Raw genomic sequence first — 23,212 nt, 5'->3', positions numbered from 1 at the left:
GTTAGGCATGATTATGAAATGGTTCAGCAAGATTTCTGCGAAGAATGGGTGAATTATTGAATAGTGCGGCATGATATCACTGAAGTTCGGCTTAATCACTGATTTGGTGATTGTTTCCACCTCAAGCCATCCAGAATTTGGATGGCTTGAGGTGGAAGTAAGGTGGAAACATATGGTAATCACAAAAATAGAAGCTGCCTTTTTAATCAAGGCAGCTTCCGAATTTATGCAGATAATCGTTCTTCTTTGCGCTTTTCGCCTTTCAAACGGAATGGTGCCGTAATGATAGCAAAAATGAGGAAAAGCCCCATGAATCCGATTAAACGATAGGTAAACGCTACTAGTTCTGTAAACCCAACAAAGCTGAGCCCAAAGGCCACGAGACCGGTTATAAGCACAAACTTCTTATGTTTGCTTGTGCCGACGGTGGTAAAGCGGGCAGCAAAGGAGAAGAACATGCTGACTGCTGTGTTGAAGACCATCCCGAACAGCACAATGGAATAGAAAGTGGCAAGGACTGGTGATAGTTCATCGACAAGGGCAAGAATCGGCATATCAAAGGCTGCTACCGTATCAACTTTCGAGAAAATCGCCAGGTGACTCAAAACGATCATGATACCTAAACCGAGTCCACCAAGCAGTCCCCCTAATGAAGCTACTCTTTCATCTTTTTCACTTCCTCCCATAAGCAGAGCCATGGAAGCACCTACCGCAACATTAAAAGAAACGTAATTGATTGCAGATATAAACCAGTTGGAGAGCACAGATGGCTGCTCCACCGCTACAGGGTTCAGCTGACTGAAGGTCTGATCCATTGTCAGCAGACTGTAAACAGAAATGATAAGTACCGTTATGATTAAAAAAGGTGTGATACTTCCGATAATATTCACCACTTTATCAACATTCATCATAATAGTCGCGATAACGATGACACTCATGAAAATGATCCCGACTAGTGGGGTTAAACCGAATTGCTGGCTGGGAATGGATCCTGCTCCTGCAATCATGACGACACCAACACCGAATAATGTGAAAATGATGACATAGTCGACGATCATGCCAAGGTATTTGTTCCCACTAACTCGATAGACTGCCTCTTTATGTGAAGTAGCTTTTGTCCTGGTTCCGAGCTTGACGAGCATCATCCCCATGTAGGCAAACAATGCCGTTGCGATAACCGTTCCAATGGTTCCCATATATCCGAAACTCGTAAAATATTGCAAAATTTCCTGCCCTGATGCAAATCCAGCACCGACAATGATTCCTATAAATGCGCTCGCGATTCTAAGTATCTTTTTCATTCGAAAATCCTCCTCATGTCTGTGGTGTGTGCTGCTCTCTTGCTCTTCGTAAAACGCTTTCATATGAAAGGAGCGAATCCAGCGTATCATGAATGCGCTTTCTCCGGTTTGGTAGATTCCACAAATCCCCTTCCCTATATTCGTTCAATCAGACGAATACATCAATAGGAAAAATGGATGCTTCTATGTAATGATCAATGATAGTATAGGAATATACACTTAATAAGGAGTACCGTTATGAAACATTCATCACGTCTAACATATGCTTATAAAGATTCCATAGATTCCCCTGAAGGTCTGGCTGACAGCATTGCGGAGTGCCTGGGATGTCCGGTTACCATTGAAGATGCCAACCACCGGATCGTTTCCTACAGCAAGCATGAAACAAATGTAGATAAAGCGCGCACAGCCACAATTATGAGACGGAAGGTTCCTGAACATGTCATCAACGGCTTGTGGAAACACGGAATCATGTCCAAACTGTTCGAGGGTGATCAGCCCCAAGTTGTCGAAAAGATCGAAGACATCGGACTTGGCAACCGTTTAGCTATATCAGTTCGGAAAAACAATGAAATCCTCGGTTTCATTTGGGCGCAAACGAACGGCTTGGCTGTGAACTCCGACCATTTAGCAGAGATGAAGGAAGCCTCTCAATTGGTCAGCCACCACTTGCTTCGCCAACAGGCAAAAAAGAAGAAAACCGAAGAAAATCGTAAGGAGTTTTTCTGGCAGCTGTTGACGGGAGCTCTGCAAAATCAGTCTGAAATCAAGCGGCTCGGCAAGAAGTTTCATATGAATTTACAAGGCCAGCTTTGCGTAGCTGTCTTTGAATTCACAGAAGAAATGAGTCAGGCTGTTGAACGCCATGCCTATTATTTGACTGAGACCCTCCATCAATCAAGGATTGTCAGCCGGATTTTCGACGATCAGCAGCTGATTCTTCTGGTCAGGACGGATAACCAGGAAGATGCGAACGAAATGAATCAAGCCTTCATTCGTGAATTCACCCAAAAGATGAAGGAACGGCTGCATTTCGAAGACTTGAAAGGGGCTTTCGGATTAATCTATGATTCTCCCCTAATGATCAGTGACAGCTATAAGCAGGCCTTGAAAGTATTGGAATTGAAAGAACAATTTCCGGATGGCCTACAGAATGCCGACAACTATCAAGACCTCGGGGTTTATCAGTTCATCAATGAGTTGGCAGCTCTGCAAAAACGGGAAAACTATAAAAACGATGCCCTTCTCCATATCAAAGCCTACGATGACCGGAATAATTCCATGCTGCTGGAGACATTGAAAGTCTTTTTAGATAAAAACAGCAATGTCCATCAAGCGGCTGCCCATATGCACATTCATACAAACACATTGAACTATCGTTTGAAACGCATTAAAGAGATTGGCAACATCGACTTCAAGGATACGAATCAAAAAACGATGCTTTACCTGGATTTAATGATCTACGAAAGCGAGCAGGAGGGTTTGTGAAATTTCACAAATCCCCCTGTGTATTTTTTCGTTTTCACCTAAACAAAAATTTCCCACGGCGGGCTATACTTTTCGTACAAACAATTTGAAAGGTGGACGTTCCCCATGATCATCGGAATTCCGAAAGAAATAAAAAACAATGAAAACCGCGTAGCGATTACGCCTTCTGGTGTCGTCAATCTCATTAAAGCTGGCCACACAATCCGAATCGAAACTCAAGCAGGCTTCGGCAGTAACTTTACCGACGAGGAATATCAAAACGCTGGTGCTGAAACTGTTGAAACCGCTTCCGATATCTGGTCAAATTCTGAAATGGTGATGAAAGTAAAAGAACCCCTTCCGTCGGAATACGCTTATTTCCGCAAAGGACTCATTCTGTTCACATACCTTCACTTGGCCGCCGAACCTGAACTGACAAAAGCGTTAGTGGAAAACGGCGTCACAGCTATCGCATATGAAACGGTAACCGTTGATAACAAATTGCCACTCCTCACACCTATGAGTGAAGTCGCAGGTCGTATGGCTACACAGGTTGGTGCGCAATATCTTGAAAAATCTTTTGGGGGAAAAGGAATTTTATTAAGTGGTGTTCCAGGAGTTTCCCGTGGAAAAGTCGTCATCATTGGTGGAGGAATCGTCGGAACCAATGCAGCGAAGATCGCCATCGGTCTTGGTGCTCACGTCACCATTTTGGACTTGAACCCGAACCGTCTCCGTGAACTGGACGATCAGTTCGGTGCAGATGTCCAAACATTGATGTCCAACCCATTCAACATCGCTGAATCTGTTAAAGAGGCAGACCTTGTCGTCGGTGCCGTACTCATTCCAGGAGCTAAAGCACCGAAACTGGTCACAGAAGATATGGTGAAAGAAATGAAAGCAGGCTCTGTCATCGTGGACGTAGCCATCGACCAGGGTGGAAACTTTGAAACGGTCGATCATATTACAACACATGACGATCCTATTTATGAAAAACACGGCGTCCTGCATTATGCCGTAGCTAATATTCCTGGCGCTGTTCCACGTACATCTACAATCGCCCTTACAAATGTCACGATTCCTTATGCTTTGCAAATCGCTTCCAAAGGAGTGAATAAAGCTGTCGAGGATAATAAGGCGATTGAAGCAGGCGTCAATACAGTGAATGGTCATTTGACTTATGAAGCTGTTGCCCGTGATCTTGGTTATGAGTATCAGCCGGTTCGTGAGGCGCTTCAATCTCTTGCACACGTTTGATTCATGCAGCTCCTCCATCTTTATGGAGGAGCTGTTTTTCTAAGGATTTTTAATAGCTGGCCTCTTGAAGGCACGATTTCTAAATTTTATTGTGAATTAGGGCTGCGGGAAACGATTCGCTTTCCGTGGGCGTGCGCTGAGCCTCCTCAGGCCTACGCCTTCCGGGTCTCATCTAACCCGTGTATCCCACAGGAGTCTCACCGTTTCCCTCCGCCCCTACCATAGTGCATCTCTGCATTTGACCAGTCTGCTACCATTGGTGGAATGCCACCGTACTATTGAGGCATTAATCTCATGAAAAGAAAGAGAAGGTACACTTTCCTAGGGATTCCATGTCCTCACACATAGCGAACTCAACTATTGATGAACGCTGATCTTTAATGTTGAGGGGTTTCTTGGAATGAAATGAATTCACAGAGAACGAAAATTTAACAAGGGCTTTTAAGAAAGGGGCGTTTTCATCATGAAAAACTATCGTCCGACGTGGGCGGAGGTGTCGTTAAAGGCACTCACACATAATGTGAAAGCATTAAAGCATTACATAAATAAGGATTGTCAGCTGATGGCAGTTGTAAAAGCGGATGCGTATGGGCATGGGCTCATTGAATCTGCAAAGGTGATGATGGAAACAGGCGCAGACCGGCTGGGGGTCGCCTTAGTGGAGGAAGCTATTCAACTGAGGCAGGCGGGATTTGAGGTGCCTATCCTTATCTTTGGCTATACACCTAAAGAAGCTGTTCGGGAAGCTGCCGAACATGAGCTTACTTTGACCGTTTTTACAGAGGAAGTGCTCAGAGAGGTCGTCCATGTTGCGGAATCTATGAAAAAAAGGGTGAACATTCATATTAAAATCGACAGTGGCATGCACAGGATCGGCCTTAAGCATCCCCAAGACGTTCTCTTATTGCTAGAGAAAAACACTTCTTCTTTCGTGCATGTGGAAGGAGTATTCACACACTTTTCCGATGCCGATAACGAAGACCCTGCTTATACAGAACAGCAATTTCATGACTTTTTGAATGTGATTGAGGAGATTGAAAAGCAGTATGGCGCGGTTCCGGTCAAACACTGCTGTAATAGTGCAGCAACCATCGCTTTTCCACACATGCATATGGACATGGTCAGAGTAGGAATCAGTTTATATGGGCTTCACCCAGCAGAGCATATGATAGAAATGCTTCCATTGCAGCAAGTGATGAGTCTGAAAACCAAACCTGTCATGATTAAAACAGTCCTTCCCGGCGAACCGATCAGTTATGGGAGATCCTATCAACCTGCAAAACCATCTACAGTGGCTACCGTCCCTATCGGATACGGGGATGGCCTTCCCCGTGCCCTGTCCAATCGAGGGAACGTCATTGTAGTTGGACAAAAAGCTCCTATTGTCGGAAAAGTGTGTATGGACCAAACGATGATCGACGTGACTTCCATAATGGAAGAAATGCAAGATACTGAATACACTTTCTTCGGAGATCCGAATCAAGGCCATATCTCTCTCCAGGAAGTAGCTGACCAACTCGACACCATCCACTATGAGATCACTTGCCAAATCGGTCAGCGCGTACCCAGAATATACACTTGATATGTATTTCTCCCTCAAGTGAACCAGTATTTTCCACCTCAAGCAATCCATTTTTTTACATATATTAAAGGACTTTGATCATTTCCCTGACCGCTTCCGTTAAATCTGTTTGCGACCAGCTGGGCAGATTTCCATGCTGGATCGCCAACTCATGTGAAGCAGGGAGATGGATAAATCCTGCAGGAACATCCTCATCCAATTTTCTAAAGTTGTAGATTGCTTGATACATTACATGGTTACACAAATAAGTTCCGGCGGTATTTGAAATCTCAGCAGGATACCCTTTATTGTTTAACCCTTCGACCAATACTTTGATCGGTAAAGTGGAAAACACTCCATCGGGTCCTCCTGCTATGATCGGATCACCATCAGGAGTATTTCCTTCATTATCATTTTCTTTACTGGCATTGCAGTTTATGGCGATCCGCTCCGGGGTGACTTTATGCCTCCCTGCTGCAAGACCTAAAGATAGAACAGCATCTGGTTGTACCTTCTCTATGAAGCTGACCATTTCCTCTCCGGATTCATTGTAATCCACAGCTAGAATCTTCCCATTGATAAGGTAATCGTTTATCATCTCTCCATTTAATGTTTCCACAATTTCTTTGGTTGGATTGACAGCAAAATCTAAAAAAGGTTCAAACCCTGTCAGTAATAATGTTTTCATAACATCTTGCCTCCTTTTAAAACGCAATTTTCAATATGAACCTGGCCAAACATTTCAAAAGACTGTGACAAAAGTATTTTTTCGCTAGAAAACCCGAACGAATTCGGAGTCTACTGAAGAACTGCAACATTCTGAATTATCAAGCAAAGAAAAAGCCGTGTAGGACGATTTTCTCGTTCAACTCGGCTTCTTTATTGCGATGAAATATTCGGGTTCGTACTCCTCCAAGAGCATTAATATTCGTTTTATAGGGAGAGTGAATATCGCCAACGGGCCAATCATTCTTTTAGAAGCGCCTCGTTGCTTCCACGATGAGCGTTCGGTGGTGACGCCTGCGGGAACAGCGCGAGCCGAAGATCCACTTGGTCAAGTGGTCTTCTTGACCAAGTTAGCTGAGGCCGTGCCCGCGACAAGCATCCACCGACAAGCGATTCGTAAAAAGCAACAACAAACGTTAACAGCTGCTCTTGATTGAAAAGGTTTTTCAGTGGCCAACGAATTCGTCCGGGTTTTCTTTGTGAATCTATTAATGCAAATGCTGCTCCAACAACATCTGATCCATTCCACCCTATTGTTCCTCTTTTCCAGTGGCAGTTATCGTTTTGTTCCAGCTTCAAAAAAACGATCAAGTATGGCCAAGAAAAACTGCTCCATAAATGAGCGATCCTAAAATAACGAACGCAGGGTGCACTTTCACTTTTTCCAGTAATATAAAACTTACAACAATCAAAAAGCCGGTCTGCCAAACACCACTCGAGTCATACGAAGTTCTGAAAAACTGAAAAGCCATAAGGCCGAGTAAGACAGCGATGGCTGGACGGATCAAGTTGGTCATTTTCTTCACTTTCGGTGAATTCTTGAATTTTGCTAGCAGACTGAGCAGCAGGATCATCAGAATCAAAGACGGCGCGACGGTTGCAAACACTCCAACTACAGCTCCTAAAACACCTGCTTGCTGATAGCCGATGAACCCGGCCATTTTTGTAGCGATCGGGCCCGGGAGAGCGTTGGCCATTGCCAGCATTTCACTGAATTCGGTCACTGTCATCCACCCGAAACGATCCACCACTTCATTTTCCACTAATGGAATAGAAGCAGGTCCTCCCCCATAACCAAGGACACCTGGAATGAAAAAGGCGACAAATATTTTCCATATCATGATGAGGATGCCTCCTTCGGTTTAGAGGATTCCACTTTTTTGGACGGACTCACCAGGGCGTATAATAATAATGCAAAAATGAGGATGCCGGGATGGACATTTCCCCATTCCATAAGCGCAAGCGATCCTAATCCGAGGATCGCTGTAACCATCCATCCCATATTCACCTTTGCTTTTTTGAAAAAATCATAGGTAAGCTTAGCTAACATTACACCGACCACAGGGACGACAGCATTAGTCATCCCATTCACCCAAGGCTGTTCTCGAAAACTGTTCAAAGAGGTGATCAAGACGATCATAATGATGATCGTTGGTAAAATCGTCGCTAAAATTGCGTTCAGCATTCCGATGACTCCCGACACACGATAGCCGATGTACCCGGCCATTTTCGTCGCGATCGGTCCAGGAAGTGAATTTCCCAAAGCCAGGACGTCACTGAAATCATCGTCACTCAGCCATTCGTATTTGTCTACGACTTCTTTATGTACGAGCGGAATGGACGATGGACCTCCTCCATAGCCAAGCATTCCCACTCGAAAAAAAGCGATAAAGAGGTTCCATTGCTGCATTCGCTCATCTCCTTTCCAATCCGCCATGCACTCCTAAAAAGCAGCGATGGTGCCATCTGTTCTCGATTCTGTTCCGCCATACAAAGTCCCCGTATCAGGGTCGCGCCATATGATTTGCCCTCTGCCGAATGCACCCGTCTCCAACTGTACTTCAATTTTATGGCCTTTTCTAGCTAAAGCTTCTGCTACGTGTTTCGGAAAATGCGGCTCTACCCATACACTTTTGTCTTTCATCCACTGCCACCTTGGAGCATCCAGAGCCGCCTGTGGATTCAAGTGAAAATCGACCGTATTCATAGCTACTTGTACATGACCCTGTGGCTGCATAAACCCTCCCATGACTCCGAACGGGCCGACCGGTTGGTCACCTTTTGTCAGAAAGCCAGGGATAATGGTGTGATAAGAACGTTTTCCACCGGCGAGTGCATTGGCATGATCGGGATCAAGGGAAAAGTTGTGCCCTCTGTTCTGCAGTGCAATTCCGGTACCTGGCACGACCAACCCGGACCCAAAACCCATGTAGTTGCTTTGGATGAAAGAAACCATGTTACCTTCATCATCAGCCGTCGCTAAATAGACCGTCCCACCACTAGGCGGTGTTCCTGCCTCCGGCGTCAGTGCTTCTTCTCCAATCAACCCTCTTCGTTCTGTGGCATAGTCTTCATTCAATAATTCTTCAGCTTTTACACTCATATGTTTTTCATCCGCTACATATTTTTCCCCATCAGCAAACGCTAATTTCATCGCTTCGATCTGTTTATGATACGTATCGACAGATTCTTTATCCATATAGTCGAATCCCTTCAACATATTGAGCGCGGATAGAGCAACGATGCCCTGGCCGTTCGGTGGGATCTCCCAAACGTTGTAACCTTTATAGTCCACAGAAATCGGCTCCACCCATTCCGGTTTATAATCAGCTAAATCTTTTTTCGATATGTATCCATTATGTTTTTTAGAAAATTGGTCGATCGCTGCCGCAAGCTCACCATTGTAGAAAGCTTCACCTTTCGTTTCAGCGATTTTTTTCAATGTACTTGCATGGCCCTCTGATTTCCACACTTCTCCGATTTTTGGCGCTTTCCCATTCGGGGCGAACGTATCGAACCAGGAAGTGAATTCTTCACCACTGAGTACTTCCTTGAACTTGTTTGCAGCCATCGACCAGAATTTCCCTAACACAGGAGAAATCGGGAACCCTTCTTCTGCGTACTTTATAGCAGGAGCGAGCAATTCTTTGAATGGAAGTTTTCCGAAACGATTGGAAAGCTCCGCCCATGTACCAGGGGCCCCGGGGACAGTGACAGGCGTGAAGCCGTATTTCGGTATTTCTTCATAACCTTGTTTTTTCAACGCATCGATGGAAATGGATGAAGGAGAATGTCCGCTCCCATTCAGTCCATAAAGCTTATCTTTCACCCAAACGAGGGCAAACGCATCGCTTCCTATTCCATTGGAGGTCGGCTCGACAACAGTCAAAGTCGCTGCTGTTGCAATGGCTGCATCAATTGCGTTTCCGCCTTTTTGTAAAATCGACAGACCTGCTTGGGCTGCTAGGGGCTGAGAGGTCGCGACCATGCCATTATGTGCAACGGTCGTATGTCTTGGCGTGTGATATGGATTATAGAGATGATCTAAATGCTTCATATAAACTTCCCTTTCCATTTTTTGATTTTTATTATTTTAAATTTTGTTATTGCTTTTCCACAAGAGGTTTAATGAAGACTTGATTTCGAGATTTAAAGGAGATTCGGGGCTGCTGGGAACAACTCGCTTTCCGCGGGAGCGCGCTGAGCCTCCTCAGGCATAATGCCTTCCGGGGTCTCACCAAGCACTCTTTTCCCGCAGGAGTCTCGTCGTTCCCCTCCGCCCCTTACGATATTCATTTCTCGAAATCGTTTTAGGGTAACCTGCACTTTATTTGTCGGAAGGGATGATAGCTTTTTCATTCTCAAAAGTTCCCTCCAATCAGATGTGGTTTCGAGATTCTTCCAATATTATGGTGAGAGGGAAAACGGTGAGACTCCTGTGGGATGAACATGATCGGTGTGATCCCGGAAGGCGAAGCCTGAGGAAGCACACCACATGCCCACGGAAAGCGATCCGTTTTCCCTCCCACCATCTTTCACACACAAAAGCTCGAAACTAAGCCTTCCGGATATGTTACCTTTTGCTTATACTTCATGACAGGCGACATAGTGGCCTTCTTCCACTTCCCTCCAAGCTGGTATTTCCTGTCGGCAGCGCTCGTGGGCCAAAGGGCAGCGAGTGTGGAAAGGACAACCACTAGGGTAGTCAGCCGCATTCGGCAGCTCACCTCTTAGGCGGATCCGCTCTTTTTTCTTCCCTACGACAGGTCGGGGAATGGCAGATAAAAGCGCCTTCGTGTATGGATGCAAAGGATTGGAGAAGAGTTGATCTGATGAGGCTAACTCTGCCGTTGCCCCCAAATACATCACCAGCACACGGTTGGATATATGCTTGACAACACCTAAATCATGAGAAATGAATAAGTATGTGAGCTGGTGTGATTTTTGAAGTTCCTTTAATAGCTGGATGATTTGAGCCTGGACAGATACATCAAGGGCTGAGACCGCTTCATCACATATAATCAGAGAAGGGTTCAAGGAGACGGCCCTTGCTATACCGATCCTCTGCCTCTGCCCTCCACTGAATTCGTGCGGATATCTTTCCGCATGTTCTTCTTTCAAACCCACCTCGACTAAAAGCTTTTTGACCCTCTCTTTTCTATCGGCCTTATTCAACTTGGTATGAATGACAAAAGCCTCTTCAAGAGCATCGCCGATCCGCTGTCTTGGATTCAAGGAAGCATACGGGTCTTGAAAAATCATTTGCATTTCTTTTTTATATTTTTTCAATTCTCGATCTGACAAGCCGCCGATTTCTTCCCCACGGAACTTGATCGAACCATCTGTCAAACTTTCTAAACCAAGAATCGTCCGGCCGAAAGTGGACTTTCCACACCCTGATTCCCCAACAATCCCAAGGGTCTCCCCTTCCATGACATCGACAGAAACGTTCTCTACTGCCTGGACATTCGAGACTGTGCGCTTAAGGAAGCCGCTTTTGACAGGAAAATACTTTCTCACTTGATTGACTTCAAGAATAGGCTTTTTGACGGGATTCATTTGAAGCCACCTCCTCGTGTAACCAGCATTTAGACTTATGTTGATCCGTTTTTTGAAAATAGGGCGGCTCTTCCATCTTGCACTTATCCATAGCATATGGGCACCGCGGATGAAAACGGCATCCGGAAATCTTTTCATTCAGGTTGGGAAGTGATCCAGGGATTGCTTCAAGATTATGACCCTCGTCATCAACATTCGGTACGGAGGCCAGCAGCCCTTTCGTATACGGGTGTTGAGGCGTTTCAAAAATCTCTTCGACAGTGCCGGTTTCTACGACATTTCCTGCATACATAACCATCACTCGATCAGCCACTTCTGCTACTACGCCCATATCATGAGTGACCATAACAACACCCATCCCCAAATCTTCTTTCAAGTCATCGATCAGTTCCAAAATCTGAGCTTGTATCGTCACATCAAGGGCAGTGGTTGGTTCATCAGCAATAAGTAAAGAAGGATTGCAAGCCAAAGCAATGGCAATCATCACCCGCTGCCTCATTCCTCCACTCAGTTGATGCGGATATTTTTTCAATACTTTTTCAGGATCGGATAGACCGACTTGAGTTAATAGTTCAATCGCGCGGCTTTTCTTTTCCTTTTTCCCTAATTTCGTATGCAGGTTCAATGGCTCCATGATTTGATAACCGACGGTGAACACAGGGTTCAACGCTGTCATCGGTTCTTGAAAAATCATCGAAATGTCATTACCCCGATGCTTTCTCATTTCATCTTCCTTCTTTTTCGTTAGTTCTTCGCCTTGAAAAGTAATGGAACCTTGCGTGATTTCTCCATTATCAGGAAGGAGCCCCATGACTGACAATGTGGTGATGCTTTTCCCACAGCCCGATTCACCGACAATGCATAAGGTCTCTCCTTTATCTACAGAAAAGGAAACCCCTCGCACAGCTGGAAGTTTGCCTTCAGCTGTGCGGAAAGAGGTCACCAAATGGTTGACATCTAATAGAGTACCCATTTCTCCACCTACTCTCTGCTTACATTATAAAGGGACCATTGTCCTGTCGGATCAAGCTCTAAGCCTTTAACAGACTGATCAAATGCCGCTGTCACTACACCGTGATGCATTGGAATCCAAACCCCGTCATTGACCGCCATGATATTTGCCTCATTCAGTTTTTCCTGGCGCACTTCCTGATCGACGGTTATCCGCGATTCATTCACAAGTTGATCGAACTCACCATTGTCATATCCCATACGGTTGGAAGATCCGATATTATCTGAATGAAGGTTCGGGTATAGTAATTCGCTACCATCTGCGGTACTGTTCGACCAGCCGAGGAATGTCATTTCGAAATTACCTTCAGCAGTCGTATCAAGGAAAGTCCCCCACTCCATCGTTTCGATGTTCACACTCAAACCTGCATCCGTCAGTTGGGCCTGGACAATTTCAGCCATCTTCATATACATATCGCGGTTGGCTGCAAGCAAGGTGATTTCTTTTCCTTCATAGCCATTTTCCTCAATCAATTGCTTCGCTTTCTCTGGATCGTAAGAATAACCTTCTTCAGAAGCGGATTCATCATAGCCGAACACTTTTGGTCCGATGATGCTATTATTTTTCACACCCAATCCATTCAATTGCTGGACATATGCCTCACGATCGACAGCATAAGAGACAGCCTTGCGGAAATTGATATCGTTGAAAGGTTCTTTATTCATATTAAAACCTAAGTAATAAACAGGGGTGCCTTCTTTTTGCTGGATTTCCACATTATCCATGGACTCCAGGCGTGGAAGCTGTTCAGTCGGTATCGCATCGATAAACTGGACTTCCCCTGTCTGCAGCATAGAAACAGCTGTGGAATATTCTGGGACAACTTTCATCGTAACACTTTCTAACTGTGGTGCTCCTTGCCAATAATCTTCATTCTTTTTCAAAGAAACATGGTCTCCCTGAACCCATTCTTCAAAGACGAAAGGTCCTGTTCCAACTGGGTTTTCATTTAAATTTCCGGCTTTATCAGCTTCAGGACTCACAATGGAAGCATTTGTATGAGATAATGCCGCCAGTAACGGACCATAAGGCTCAGCTGTTTTCAAAACCACTGTATACTCATCTTTCACTTCAATCGATTCCACAGGTTCCATTAGTGAAGCCCTCGGAGCCGCTCTTTCTTCATTTTTGAACTCTTCGAACGTATATTTCACAGCTTCTGCATTAAAAGGTGTGCCATCATGGAAAGTTATATCTTCTTTCAATTTGATTTCCCATGTAAGGTCATCAGGATTCTCATAAGATTCTGCCAAGTGTGGTTTAATTTCCATTGTTTCTGGATCACGAATAAAAAGAGTTTCATAGACTTGCTCTATCATGGCGGAGGAAACAGAATCATTGGTATCTATCGGTGACAATCCTACAACATCAGAGGTTGTAGCATACGTGATCTCCTGAGTGGCATCAGCACCAGAACTTCCTTCACCTTGATCAGCCTCTGTACCAGACTCATCACTACACCCTGCCAAAACCATCATGACCACTACGAAAATCGACAATCCATACAAACGAATTTTTTTCAATGTCATTCCTCCTAATATTATTGATCTAGCTCCATATTTGGATCGAGCGCATCCCTTAGCCCATCACCGACAACATTGAAAGCGAAAACGACTAACATAATCGCAATTCCCGGTACGATGGTAAGATGTGGTGATGTAAACATATAATCCTGTCCTGCAGCGATCATCGCCCCCCATTCAGCAGTGGGAGGCTGTGCGCCTAAACCCAGGAAACTTAAAGCGGCTGTTGATAGAATTGCTGTAGCCATACGCATAGTCGCGAATACGATAATCGGCGCAGTGCAATTCGGCAGCACATGTTTGACGAGAATACGAGTGTTACCAGCCCCAAGAGATCTCATCGCTAAGATATACTCTTGTTTTTTAATCGACAAAACACTCCCTCTGACAATTCTTGCGCAAGTCGGGATCGACCATATGCTGATTGCGATTACAACATTGATTAGACTGGTCCCAAGCATAGCGATGATGAGCATGGCTAACAAAATACCTGGAAAGGCGAACAATAAATCTACGAACCTCATTATAATTCCATCAAGCTTTTTAAAATAACCAGATATCAACCCGAGTGTTATACCGCCAATCAAACCCAATCCCACAGACCCAATTCCAACGAGTAAAGAAATTCTAGCTCCGAAGACAAGTCTTGACCAAACATCCCGCCCATAATTGTCTGTACCTAACCAGTGCCCTTCAACACCGATTCCAAGTTCCGCGTTGGTCAAATCCTGTTTGATAGGATCATAGGCAGCAAACCAGGGAGCGAATGCTGCTAGTATCACCTGGATCACAATAATGAATAACCCAAACACAGCCAGTTTATTTTTCAATAAACGTTTCACTGTTTTAACTAACATTCTTTCCTTTTTACTTTCTATCTTGTTCGCATTCGTTTGTTGTCTTGTTAAAGTACTTGAGCCCGCCAATATCTTCCCCTCCTCTCCTTAGTCATAGCTGATTCTCGGATCAACGAAAGCATAGATGATATCAACTAACAGATTGACAACAACAAACAGCGTAGCGACTAAAAGGACAGTCCCTTGGACAACCGGAAAGTCCCGCGCAGCAATAGCATCGATCATTAATCGCCCCACACCGTTGATCGCAAATACTTGTTCAGTAATGATGGTTCCTCCCAAAAGAAAACCGAAGTTCAACCCAATCACCGTGATTACGGGAATCATGGCATTTCTCAAGGCATGAACCCAAACAACGGTATTTTTCTTGACCCCTTTCGCTCTCGCTGTCCTTATATAGTCGGCACGAATGACTTCCAACATAGCTGAACGGCTCATTCTTGCAATCATGGCTGCTGATGCTGTTCCCAGCGTAATCGCCGGAAGAATCAACTGCTTCATTCCTTCTATAGTCCAAAACGGAGCACTGAGACCGCCAACTGGTAACCACTGAAGTTCTACGGAGAAGATGAGAATCAACATGGCCCCCAGCCAAAAGTTCGGAATCGATATTCCCGCCAAAGCGACAGTTGTACTTGATACATCAAACCAGGAATTCTGTTTAATGGCTGATATGATTCCAGCTGGAACTCCAATCAAAATCGCTACCAGCATACTTGCTACAGCCAGGTTCAATGTTTGCGGGAAGCGGGTGACAATCGCCTCTGAAACGGATTGGTTATTTTGAAAAGAATAACCAAGATCTCCTTGTACAACCCCTCGTATGTAATCGAAAAATTGAAGCATCACCGGTTGATTCAAGCCTAATTCAGCCCTTATAGCCGCTAAATCAGAGTCGGTGGCTGTCGGGCCGCCTATGATAGTTGCTGGGTCACCTGGAGCTAAATGCATACTCATGAATACAAGAAATGAAATACCAAATAACAATAAGACCAACTGAAATAAACGCTTAACGATCAAACCTAGCATGTCTTCCCTCCTAAACAAATGGAATCATTTGAAAGCGTTTCATCTTAATCCAACACCAAAAACAAATGAGTATAACCATTTACATTTCGAAAGTTAATCAAATTCATAAATTTAATTAACAATCGTTTTTCTTTGTAAATGAGTATAATGTAATATTCAGAAAATTGAAACCCTTAGTCAGGAAAAAGTGCAAATTTTTTAATTTTTCTATTAATTATGAGATCTATATTTGATAGGGGACTATTTTAGTGGTAAAATTCTTAGGGCTTACAGAAATAATTGAGGCGGTGATGGAATGCAAGAGGATTCAACCTTGAAAATAGATGATGTAGACAAGAAAATACTTGAGCTGCTCATTGAGGACGGGCGTCTCTCTTATACAGATATAGGCAAGACCTTAGGCCTATCCAGAGTAGCTGTCCGTTCACGTGTCAATCAATTAATCGAGTGTGGAGTCATTGAAAAATTCACAGCTGTTGTAAACAGTGAAAAAGTGGGCAAACAGGTCTCCGCATTTTTCGAAGTTGACTGTGAACCGCGTTCACTCGTAGAAGTCGCTGAAAACCTTGCCAACAATCCATATGTGGCAAGTTGTTACCAAATGACAGGACCGAGCACTTTACATATGCACGTCCTCGTAAAGGATTTCAAAGAGCTGGAGTCATTCATCAACAATGAACTGTACGCTCTTGAGGGCATCACCCGTGTCGAAAGTCATACATTATTGCGCAGATTCAAAAGCAGAAGCGGCTTGAAACTATAAAAAGGACAGGTTTTCCATTTGAGAACTTGTCCTTTTTTGATAGATGCCATTTGATGTTCACCCATAGTTTCTGTCCTTCATCAATCTTCATCTTCGGGTAAAATAAAGCAAAATATAAAAGGAGCCTCCCATCATGGAATTAACTTCCCAGCTCGGTCATGAAATAATTAACCGCTTATCCAAATACATAAATGTCCCCATCAATCTGATGGATTCATTTGGAAAGATTGTCGCCAGCACAGATACCTCCCGTATCGATCAATTACATGGAGGCGCTCAACAGGTCATAAAAACATTGGAGCCTCAAAAAATCAGCCCAAAAGATACCGAGCTTTTTTCCAATACTAAACCTGGAGTCAACCTCCCAATTTTTCACCGTGGAGAGCTGGCAGGAGTCGTTGGGCTGACTGGAGAACCGGACAAGGTTTATCAAGCAGCTGGAATGACACAAGGTTCCGTGGAAATAGCTTTAGAACAAATGTACATCCAAAGGCAAGCCTTCTATCAAGAGAGGCAATGGAGCCATTGGCTGCACCAACTGCTTCAACCAGACGATATTGATGTAGTAGAGTTAGAAAAAGAAGCGCAGTACACATTAAAGATCGATATCAAGAAAACTTGGCAAGTCATTCTTTTTCAAACAGAATCCCCCTTTGAATTGGCCGAGTCCATTCGTAAAATAGCAGAGGCAGAAAATATCGAGCCACTATTCGTATTGCCATACCAGGAAAACATGGTCGTTGTTCCATTGCCTTACAATCACTCCCTTCCCTCGTGTCCCGACCGAGATTATATGGGTATTGGAGAGCCCGGGTATGCGATTCGCGGCATCCGCGCTTCATTTAAGCAGGCTCAGGAAGCTATACAACTCTCAGGAGAAAAAGGCAAACCTGTCTACAGTGAATTCCTGAAGATGGATCGGCTTCTGCACCATATCGATGGAAAAACATACCAAGATGTCACAAAGCTATACGCTCATCGCCTTAAGAAAATAGAAAGCCCCTATGTAGACACTCTTCATTGCTATTTTGAATGTGATTTGAAGATGAACCGCACTGCAGAAAAACTCCACATTCATCGCAACACACTCCTTTACCGCCTTGATCAATTAAGTAAAAAAGTCGGGCTTGACCCAAGAAAATTCAAAGATGCCGTCATCTTGCAAAGTATTTTGATTAACAATTGACTTGTGCATTTGCACAAGAATGCGCTTACATAATTATGAATTTTTGTACGTGTTATCAATTGTTTTATCTCTTGATTTTCGTTTGAATAAAAGTAAGACAAAATAAGGAGGGACCATAAAATGAGGATTTTATTTGCACCCGACTCCTTCAAAGGAAGTCTTTCCTCTAAAAGAGTCTCAGAAATCATGTGGCGAGCCTTTCAAGAGGTCGATGCCCAAGTGGAAGCGATCGTAAAACCGATGGCTGATGGTGGGGAAGGAACACTTGAGGCTTTAGCAAAAGCCACTGAGCACGAGAAAGTAACTTTTGATTGTACGGGACCTCTAGGGGAAAAATCTAAAAGCTGGTATCTCGCCCTCGATGCAACTCGTGCTGTCATCGAGGGAGCTAATATTGCTGGCTTACCGCTTGTCCCACCAGGTAAAAGGAATCCTGACCACACGACTACCTACGGAATTGGCGAAGCTATTCAACATGCGCTCGACCGTGGACATCGTGACTTGATGATCGCCATTGGCGGCAGCTCTACGAACGATGGTGGACTTGGTATGTTACAAGCTCTTGGTATGAAGACGCTTGATAACAATGGCCAACAAGTTGGAAAATTCGGCATAGATGTGTCAAATATCGAACACATCGATTTATCTTCCATCGATCCACGTTTAGCAGAAACTACGATCCGTATCGCTTCCGATGTTGACAATCCTTTGACAGGTCCGTGGGGAGCCAGTCACATTTATGCCCATCAAAAAGGAGCAACAAAAGAACAGATCGTCTCTTATGACCAATCCTTACACACCTATGGAAAACTTATAGAGGAAGCGATCGGCCAAAGTTTAATAGATTATCCAGGTTCTGGTGCGGCAGGTGGTCTCGGCTTCGCTTTTCTTGCTATCGGAGCAAAACTCGAATCTGGAGCAAAACTTGTTGCTGAGGCCATTCAACTAAGTGAAGCCGTCCAGAATGTTGACTGTGTCATCACGGGGGAAGGCCAAAGTGATGAGCAGACGCTGTATGGAAAAGCTCCTGGACATGTAGCTGAATTAGCTCAACAATATGGAAAACCTGCCCTATTATTATCAGGCGGCATAGACGGTGAATTTGAGCAATTGAATCAACTTTTCACCAGTTGTTTTTCCATCGTTCCAGGTCCCAAATCGTTAGAAGAATGCTTGGAAAATGCAGAAGATTATTTATTTCAGGCAACGAAGCAAGTTGCTCGTTTGATCCTCTACTAATGAAGGAGTGAAAGTATGGATGGATTCGGTCTTATTTTAATCATAGTTTTAGGTGTTTTGTTTGTTATTGTAGCAACAGCGAAGTTCAATCTTCACCCCTTTCTATCGTTATTGATAGCCGCCTTCGCTATCGGAATATTAGCTGGTATGCCACTTACGGATGTTGTAGAAGCTGTCAATGGCGGCTTCGGAGGATTGATGGGAGGAATCGGTCTCGTCATTGTTTTCGGAACGATCATCGGAGTCATTTTAGAAAAATCAGGAGCAGCCTTACGTATGGCTGAAGTCGTACTCCGGATTGTCGGTGAAAAACGCCCGCAGCTCGCAATGAGTGCTATCGGAAGTATTGTCAGCATTCCCGTATTCTGCGATTCAGGATACGTTATTTTATCATCATTAAAGAAAGCGCTTGCGAACAAAACGAAAGTGACAGTAGCATCAATGGCCATCGCTCTTTCCACAGGTTTATTCGCAACACACACGCTCGTCCCGCCTACTCCCGGTCCAATTGCAGCTGCAGGAAATATCGGTGCACAGAACTATCTTGGTACGGTCATCTTATTTGGTTTCATCGTTGCCATTCCAGCTATTTTAGTCGGTTACCTTTGGGCTGTCAAAGCTGGAACAAAAATTCATGTCGAAAGCAGCGAAGACGATAAAGTGTATGATTACGATGAAGTCGTGAGCAGTTTCGGCGACATGCCATCCGCTGCTAAATCATTCGCACCGATCCTTGTCCCGATTTTGCTTATCGGTTTCAGCTCAGTCATCACATTTGCTGGCTGGGAGGGACCTGTCTTCTCCTTTTTCTTATTCCTGGGTTCACCTGTTGTTGCGCTTTTGGTCGGTGTGTTATTCGCGTTCGCATTATTACCGAAATTCGACGAAGAAACACTCACTCAATGGGTAGGAATCGGAATCAAAGAAGCCGCTCCTATTCTATTGATTACAGGTGCAGGTGGAGCGTTCGGTTCAGTCATCAGCTCTACTAGTATTGCTGACCTAATAAAAGGAATCGCAGAGAATGAAGTTGCCGTAGGGGCTCTCTTCATCTTCATACCCTTCGTAATCGCAGCAGCTTTGAAAAGTGCTCAAGGATCATCAACAGCGGCAATTGTCATTACATCAACACTGATTGCTCCTCTGTTGCCGCAAATCGGTATTGAAGGGGCTGTTCCATTAGCACTTGTCGTCATGGCTGTCGGTGCAGGTGCAATGGTCGTTTCTCATGTAAATGATAGTTATTTCTGGGTTGTCAAAGAGTTCAGCGGCATGTCTATCACGCAAGCCTATAAGGCTCAAACAATGGGTACATTGCTTCAAGGGATGACAGCAATCATCGTGACATCCGTACTCTGGTTCATCTTCGTTTGATGCACCATAGAAAAACCGTCCAAGGACTATTCCTTGGACGGTTTTTAATAAGTATCTCTCCCTTTTCAATCGTTCCAGAAATTTGGTATACCTCAGGAAATAAGGATTATTAAGTGGAGGAAGGTGTTTTACAAGCTGGTATGATTCAAATTGTGAAATGACAAAAAGCCGCCTCCTTGAGAGACGGCCTTTTGATTATGAATTATACTCTGAAATCATGTCATGAACATCGCGAACCTCTTGATCTGATACTTTCAGGTAGTAGATGCCACCGATCTTCGTTCCGGTTCCTGTCATTTGATATGTGGTCAAATTCTCTCTTGCGCTCCGGTAATTCACCATCAGATCCTGCATCGTCCCGAAATCCATGTTTGTCGTGACATTTTTACCGAGAACATCCATTACGTTACCGATTTTATTGATGGAACCGACATTGGCTCCTTTATTGATAATTCCTTCAATGACTTTTCGTTGCCGTTCATTACGTCCAAAATCTCCGTTCGGGTCTTCGTAGCGCATCCGCACGTAGCCGAGGGTTTCGTCGCCATCCATAGTGAGTTCACCTTTTTTGTAATGGAAGCCGTCTTTCCCCTCCCAGTCGATATCATTATTGATGGTGATGCCGCCGACAGCATCTACCATCTCAGCAAGTCCTTCCATATTGATGCTCACATAATAATCAAGATCCACATCAAGGAAGTTCTCGACGGTTTGAATCGCCATATCTGTGCCACCGAAGGCATAAGCGTGATTAATCTTGTCCAGGTTGCCGGATTGTGAGGAATCTCCGACCATCTGGGTCCTTGTATCTCTCGGGATACTTACAATCTGGCTGCGATTGTTGTTAGGATCTACAGAGAGGACCATCAAGGCATCCGAACGTCCCTGATCTCCATCTCTTTCATCCACTCCCATAAGCAATATATTCAATGGCTCCTGTTCTTTACGCTTCTTCTCAGTCAGTTCATGATCGATCGAGGCTACTTCCCGGTGCATTTTGTCTTCCACTGTACTCTTCGCACCGCTATACACGGTGTAGGCATATATGCCGCCTGATATCAATATGAGAGAGAGCAAGAGAAGGGGGATCTTCCACAAGCTTCCTTTTTTCTTCTTATGTTTTGTTGAACGACTCATCGATCCTTCACTCCAATTTTTTTCTAACAATCTTTTTCTATTATATAAAGAACCTCACACCATTACAATTCTATTTGTTATAAAATCTATTGAAATGGCTTGGAAATAGATAATAAACCTCCACTTTTCATGAATTTATACACAGTATTTTACCTATTCCTTCCACTATCTGCGATAATATTCTAAATTATGATGGTATATTACTTGTTTTTCAAGCTACTGTGCTGTATCGTTCTTTATAAAGAATTAATGACGTATTTTAAAGAACTCATCTTACTAAGGAGGGCGAAAATGATTATCAGAAAACTAACAATCCTTAGCGCTATTTTCACCTTATGTTCTTTCATGCTAATCAGCCACCCATTTGAGTCCGAAGTTAATGCAGGGAGTGATAGTCCTCCCAATGTTCTGGTCATCCACCCTGGGCCTCCCAATGAAATGAGCGAGAATTTACAAAGCCTGGATATGGTGATCAGTCATTTCACAACCAACCTTGCCTTCAAAAGTACAAATGAGTTATCTGAGAAGGACGTCAGAAATGTTACCCATCTCATTTATTTCGGTGAAGCAGAAGAAGACCTCCCAGAGAAATCTACAAAACTCATCAATGGTTTCGAAGGGGAAAAGATAGTATTCGGTAAAAATCATGAGCAGCTGACAGGCTTTGAATTCGTTAAAATAAATGGGCTGGCCACAGTTCAGGAATTGCTCTTACCTTCAAATGATAAGGCAATAAGTCTCCCAATTGCACATCAAATAGTAGATGTTAAAGGGAGTGAGACGACTAAAGAATGGATAGCTTCCACAGGAGCCGAAAATAGGTATCCACTCTTTATACAAGACCAGAAACATTACTATTACGCTGATCATGAGCTTGCTATTCATGACTCCATCCTGCTTGGAGAAGTTTTACATGACATCTTACAGATTGAACACAAAGAATCCCATCCTGCAGCTATAAGATTAGAAGATGTGAATCCACTTACAGATGTCGATTTGCTTGAACAATGCATGGACCTCCTGATCACTAGAGAAATACCTTTCATGGTCTCTGTTACCCCCGTTTACTTTAACCCCGCTACAGGAGAGGAATATAAACTTTCTGATTCCCCTGCATTAGTAGAACTACTGCAAAAGATACAGCTAAAAGGCGGCAGTCTTGTATTACATGGATACACCGATCAGTCAGGAAAAGGGAAATCCGGCGATGGATTCGAGTTTTTAGATACTGCTATCCCTAGTTTTTTACTAAAAGATAGTGATCAGTATATTAATCAACGAATTTCACAAGGGATAGAAGAACTCCATGAAAACGGACTAGAACCAAAAGCTTTCGAAGCTCCCCACTATACGATGTCACATAGTGGTTACAAGGAAGTTTCGAAACATTTTTCTACTTATGTCGGTCAACTTCAGCTCAGCGACCAAAATTGGGAAGTAATGAAAGAAGCCCCTTTCCTGACCAAACCCTCATTTATCAATGGAATGGAATTAATACCAGAAACCTTACGATACATCGAAGAAGGTAATGAATCATCCATTGACCAGATTATGGAACGTGCTGAAAACTTAATGTTGAATAGAGATAGTGTCATGAGTGTCTTTTATCATCCTTACCTCGGACCTGAAGGCTTAGAAAAATTATTGGACCAGCTTTTGAGCATATCTGATTTAGAGTGGGTGGACCTTAATGATCAAGGAAAGCAAAGCTATCCTGCCCTTAACGACAATCATGAAAAAATGCTCCGTGTAGAACCGAAAACCGCTTCTTTACAAATCATTAAGCCGAGCAATTTATTAACCCTTAACTTTCAAAGCACCTCATTGATTATAGGGGGCTTATTAGCAGTACTTATGATTGTTTTTTCTTATCTCATTACATTAAGAAACAGGCATGAGGAACGATGAATAAAATTTCATACCCTGATGTTCTTTATTAAG

At 43.8% G+C, this 23,212-nt stretch carries 20 protein-coding genes; 9 read left to right on the top strand and 11 right to left on the bottom strand.

Features of this window, described 5'->3' with window-relative positions; all coding sequences use genetic code 11:
- Positions 1-224: 224 nt before the first annotated feature.
- Entirely contained in the window at positions 225-1,301 is a 1,077-nt protein-coding gene (locus HLI_RS15930; RefSeq protein WP_128525901.1) for a YkvI family membrane protein, read from the bottom strand.
- Between the two features lie 237 nt (positions 1,302-1,538).
- Here HLI_RS15930 and HLI_RS15925 point away from each other — a divergent pair, with 237 nt between their 5' ends.
- The 3 genes from HLI_RS15925 (at position 1,539) to alr (ending at position 5,607) form a co-directional block, all read left to right on the top strand.
- Positions 1,539-2,789, top strand: coding sequence for a PucR family transcriptional regulator (locus HLI_RS15925; protein WP_128525900.1), 1,251 nt, complete (start codon positions 1,539-1,541; stop codon positions 2,787-2,789).
- Between the two features lie 105 nt (positions 2,790-2,894).
- Complete coding sequence (gene ald, locus HLI_RS15920; RefSeq protein ID WP_128525899.1) at positions 2,895-4,025, top strand: alanine dehydrogenase; 1,131 nt, start codon at positions 2,895-2,897, stop codon at positions 4,023-4,025.
- 463 nt (positions 4,026-4,488) lie between these two features.
- The gene (gene alr, locus HLI_RS15915; RefSeq protein ID WP_128525898.1) at positions 4,489-5,607 is read left to right on the top strand and encodes an alanine racemase; all 1,119 of its coding nucleotides are present in this window, start codon (positions 4,489-4,491) and stop codon (positions 5,605-5,607) included.
- A 64-nt stretch (positions 5,608-5,671) separates the two neighbouring features.
- Here alr and HLI_RS15910 read toward each other — a convergent pair whose 3' ends face one another.
- Positions 5,672-6,274: a pyroglutamyl-peptidase I gene (locus HLI_RS15910; protein ID WP_128525897.1), complete on the bottom strand. Its 603-nt coding sequence runs from the start codon at positions 6,272-6,274 to the stop codon at positions 5,672-5,674.
- A 322-nt stretch (positions 6,275-6,596) separates the two neighbouring features.
- On the opposite strand from HLI_RS15910, the gene HLI_RS21760 reads away from it, so the two are divergent.
- Positions 6,597-6,749: a hypothetical protein gene (locus HLI_RS21760; RefSeq protein WP_164908589.1), complete on the top strand. Its 153-nt coding sequence runs from the start codon at positions 6,597-6,599 to the stop codon at positions 6,747-6,749.
- Positions 6,750-6,899: 150 nt separating this feature from the next.
- On the opposite strand, the gene HLI_RS15905 is transcribed toward HLI_RS21760, so the two are convergent.
- The 8 genes from HLI_RS15905 to nikB form a co-directional block, all read right to left on the bottom strand.
- Positions 6,900-7,436 (bottom strand): chromate transporter, encoded by a 537-nt coding sequence (locus HLI_RS15905; protein WP_431357404.1) that lies wholly within the window; start codon positions 7,434-7,436, stop codon positions 6,900-6,902.
- Positions 7,430-8,002 carry a chromate transporter gene (locus tag HLI_RS15900; protein WP_128525895.1) on the bottom strand — a complete coding sequence of 191 codons (573 nt, stop codon included), beginning with the start codon at positions 8,000-8,002 and terminating at the stop codon, positions 7,430-7,432. The genes HLI_RS15905 and HLI_RS15900 overlap by 7 nt, the downstream gene beginning before the upstream one ends.
- 33 nt (positions 8,003-8,035) lie before the next feature.
- Positions 8,036-9,649: a gamma-glutamyltransferase family protein gene (locus HLI_RS15895; protein WP_128525894.1), complete on the bottom strand. Its 1,614-nt coding sequence runs from the start codon at positions 9,647-9,649 to the stop codon at positions 8,036-8,038.
- A 527-nt stretch (positions 9,650-10,176) separates the two neighbouring features.
- Positions 10,177-11,151 (bottom strand): ABC transporter ATP-binding protein, encoded by a 975-nt coding sequence (locus HLI_RS15890; RefSeq protein WP_128525893.1) that lies wholly within the window; start codon positions 11,149-11,151, stop codon positions 10,177-10,179.
- Positions 11,123-12,124: an ABC transporter ATP-binding protein gene (locus HLI_RS15885; RefSeq protein WP_128525892.1), complete on the bottom strand. Its 1,002-nt coding sequence runs from the start codon at positions 12,122-12,124 to the stop codon at positions 11,123-11,125. Before HLI_RS15885 ends, HLI_RS15890 begins: the two co-directional genes overlap by 29 nt.
- 8 nt (positions 12,125-12,132) lie before the next feature.
- Positions 12,133-13,692 carry a glutathione ABC transporter substrate-binding protein gene (locus HLI_RS15880; protein WP_128525891.1) on the bottom strand — a complete coding sequence of 520 codons (1,560 nt, stop codon included), beginning with the start codon at positions 13,690-13,692 and terminating at the stop codon, positions 12,133-12,135.
- A gap of 11 nt (positions 13,693-13,703) precedes the next feature.
- Positions 13,704-14,543 carry an ABC transporter permease gene (locus HLI_RS15875; protein WP_128526919.1) on the bottom strand — a complete coding sequence of 280 codons (840 nt, stop codon included), beginning with the start codon at positions 14,541-14,543 and terminating at the stop codon, positions 13,704-13,706.
- An 87-nt stretch (positions 14,544-14,630) separates the two neighbouring features.
- Positions 14,631-15,572 (bottom strand): nickel ABC transporter permease, encoded by a 942-nt coding sequence (nikB, locus tag HLI_RS15870; protein WP_128525890.1) that lies wholly within the window; start codon positions 15,570-15,572, stop codon positions 14,631-14,633.
- Positions 15,573-15,885: 313 nt separating this feature from the next.
- Between nikB and HLI_RS15865 the strand changes: the two genes are divergently transcribed.
- The 4 genes from HLI_RS15865 (at position 15,886) to HLI_RS15850 (ending at position 20,134) form a co-directional block, all read left to right on the top strand.
- Positions 15,886-16,335 carry an Lrp/AsnC family transcriptional regulator gene (locus tag HLI_RS15865; RefSeq protein ID WP_128526918.1) on the top strand — a complete coding sequence of 150 codons (450 nt, stop codon included), beginning with the start codon at positions 15,886-15,888 and terminating at the stop codon, positions 16,333-16,335.
- Positions 16,336-16,468: 133 nt separating this feature from the next.
- Positions 16,469-17,521: a CdaR family transcriptional regulator gene (locus tag HLI_RS15860; protein ID WP_128525889.1), complete on the top strand. Its 1,053-nt coding sequence runs from the start codon at positions 16,469-16,471 to the stop codon at positions 17,519-17,521.
- Positions 17,522-17,641: 120 nt separating this feature from the next.
- A complete protein-coding gene (locus tag HLI_RS15855; protein ID WP_128525888.1) occupies positions 17,642-18,760 on the top strand; it encodes a glycerate kinase in 1,119 nt (372 codons plus the stop codon).
- A 15-nt stretch (positions 18,761-18,775) separates the two neighbouring features.
- Complete coding sequence (locus HLI_RS15850) at positions 18,776-20,134, top strand: GntP family permease (RefSeq protein ID WP_128525887.1); 1,359 nt, start codon at positions 18,776-18,778, stop codon at positions 20,132-20,134.
- Between the two features lie 195 nt (positions 20,135-20,329).
- Here the strand turns inward: HLI_RS15850 and HLI_RS15845 are convergent, their stop codons facing one another.
- On the bottom strand, positions 20,330-21,271 hold the full coding sequence (locus HLI_RS15845) for an LCP family glycopolymer transferase (protein ID WP_128525886.1): 942 nt from the start codon (positions 21,269-21,271) through the stop codon (positions 20,330-20,332).
- A 291-nt stretch (positions 21,272-21,562) separates the two neighbouring features.
- On the opposite strand from HLI_RS15845, the gene HLI_RS15840 reads away from it, so the two are divergent.
- A complete protein-coding gene (locus HLI_RS15840) occupies positions 21,563-23,179 on the top strand; it encodes a DUF2334 domain-containing protein (RefSeq protein ID WP_164908588.1) in 1,617 nt (538 codons plus the stop codon).
- Positions 23,180-23,212: the final 33 nt, after the last annotated feature.

Origin of the sequence: Halobacillus litoralis (assembly GCF_004101865.1) — a bacterium.
GTDB lineage: Bacteria > Bacillota > Bacilli > Bacillales > Halobacillaceae > Halobacillus > Halobacillus litoralis_A.
The sequence above is the reverse complement of the archived record's forward strand: the minus strand, read 5'-3'. Positions and strand labels throughout refer to the sequence as shown.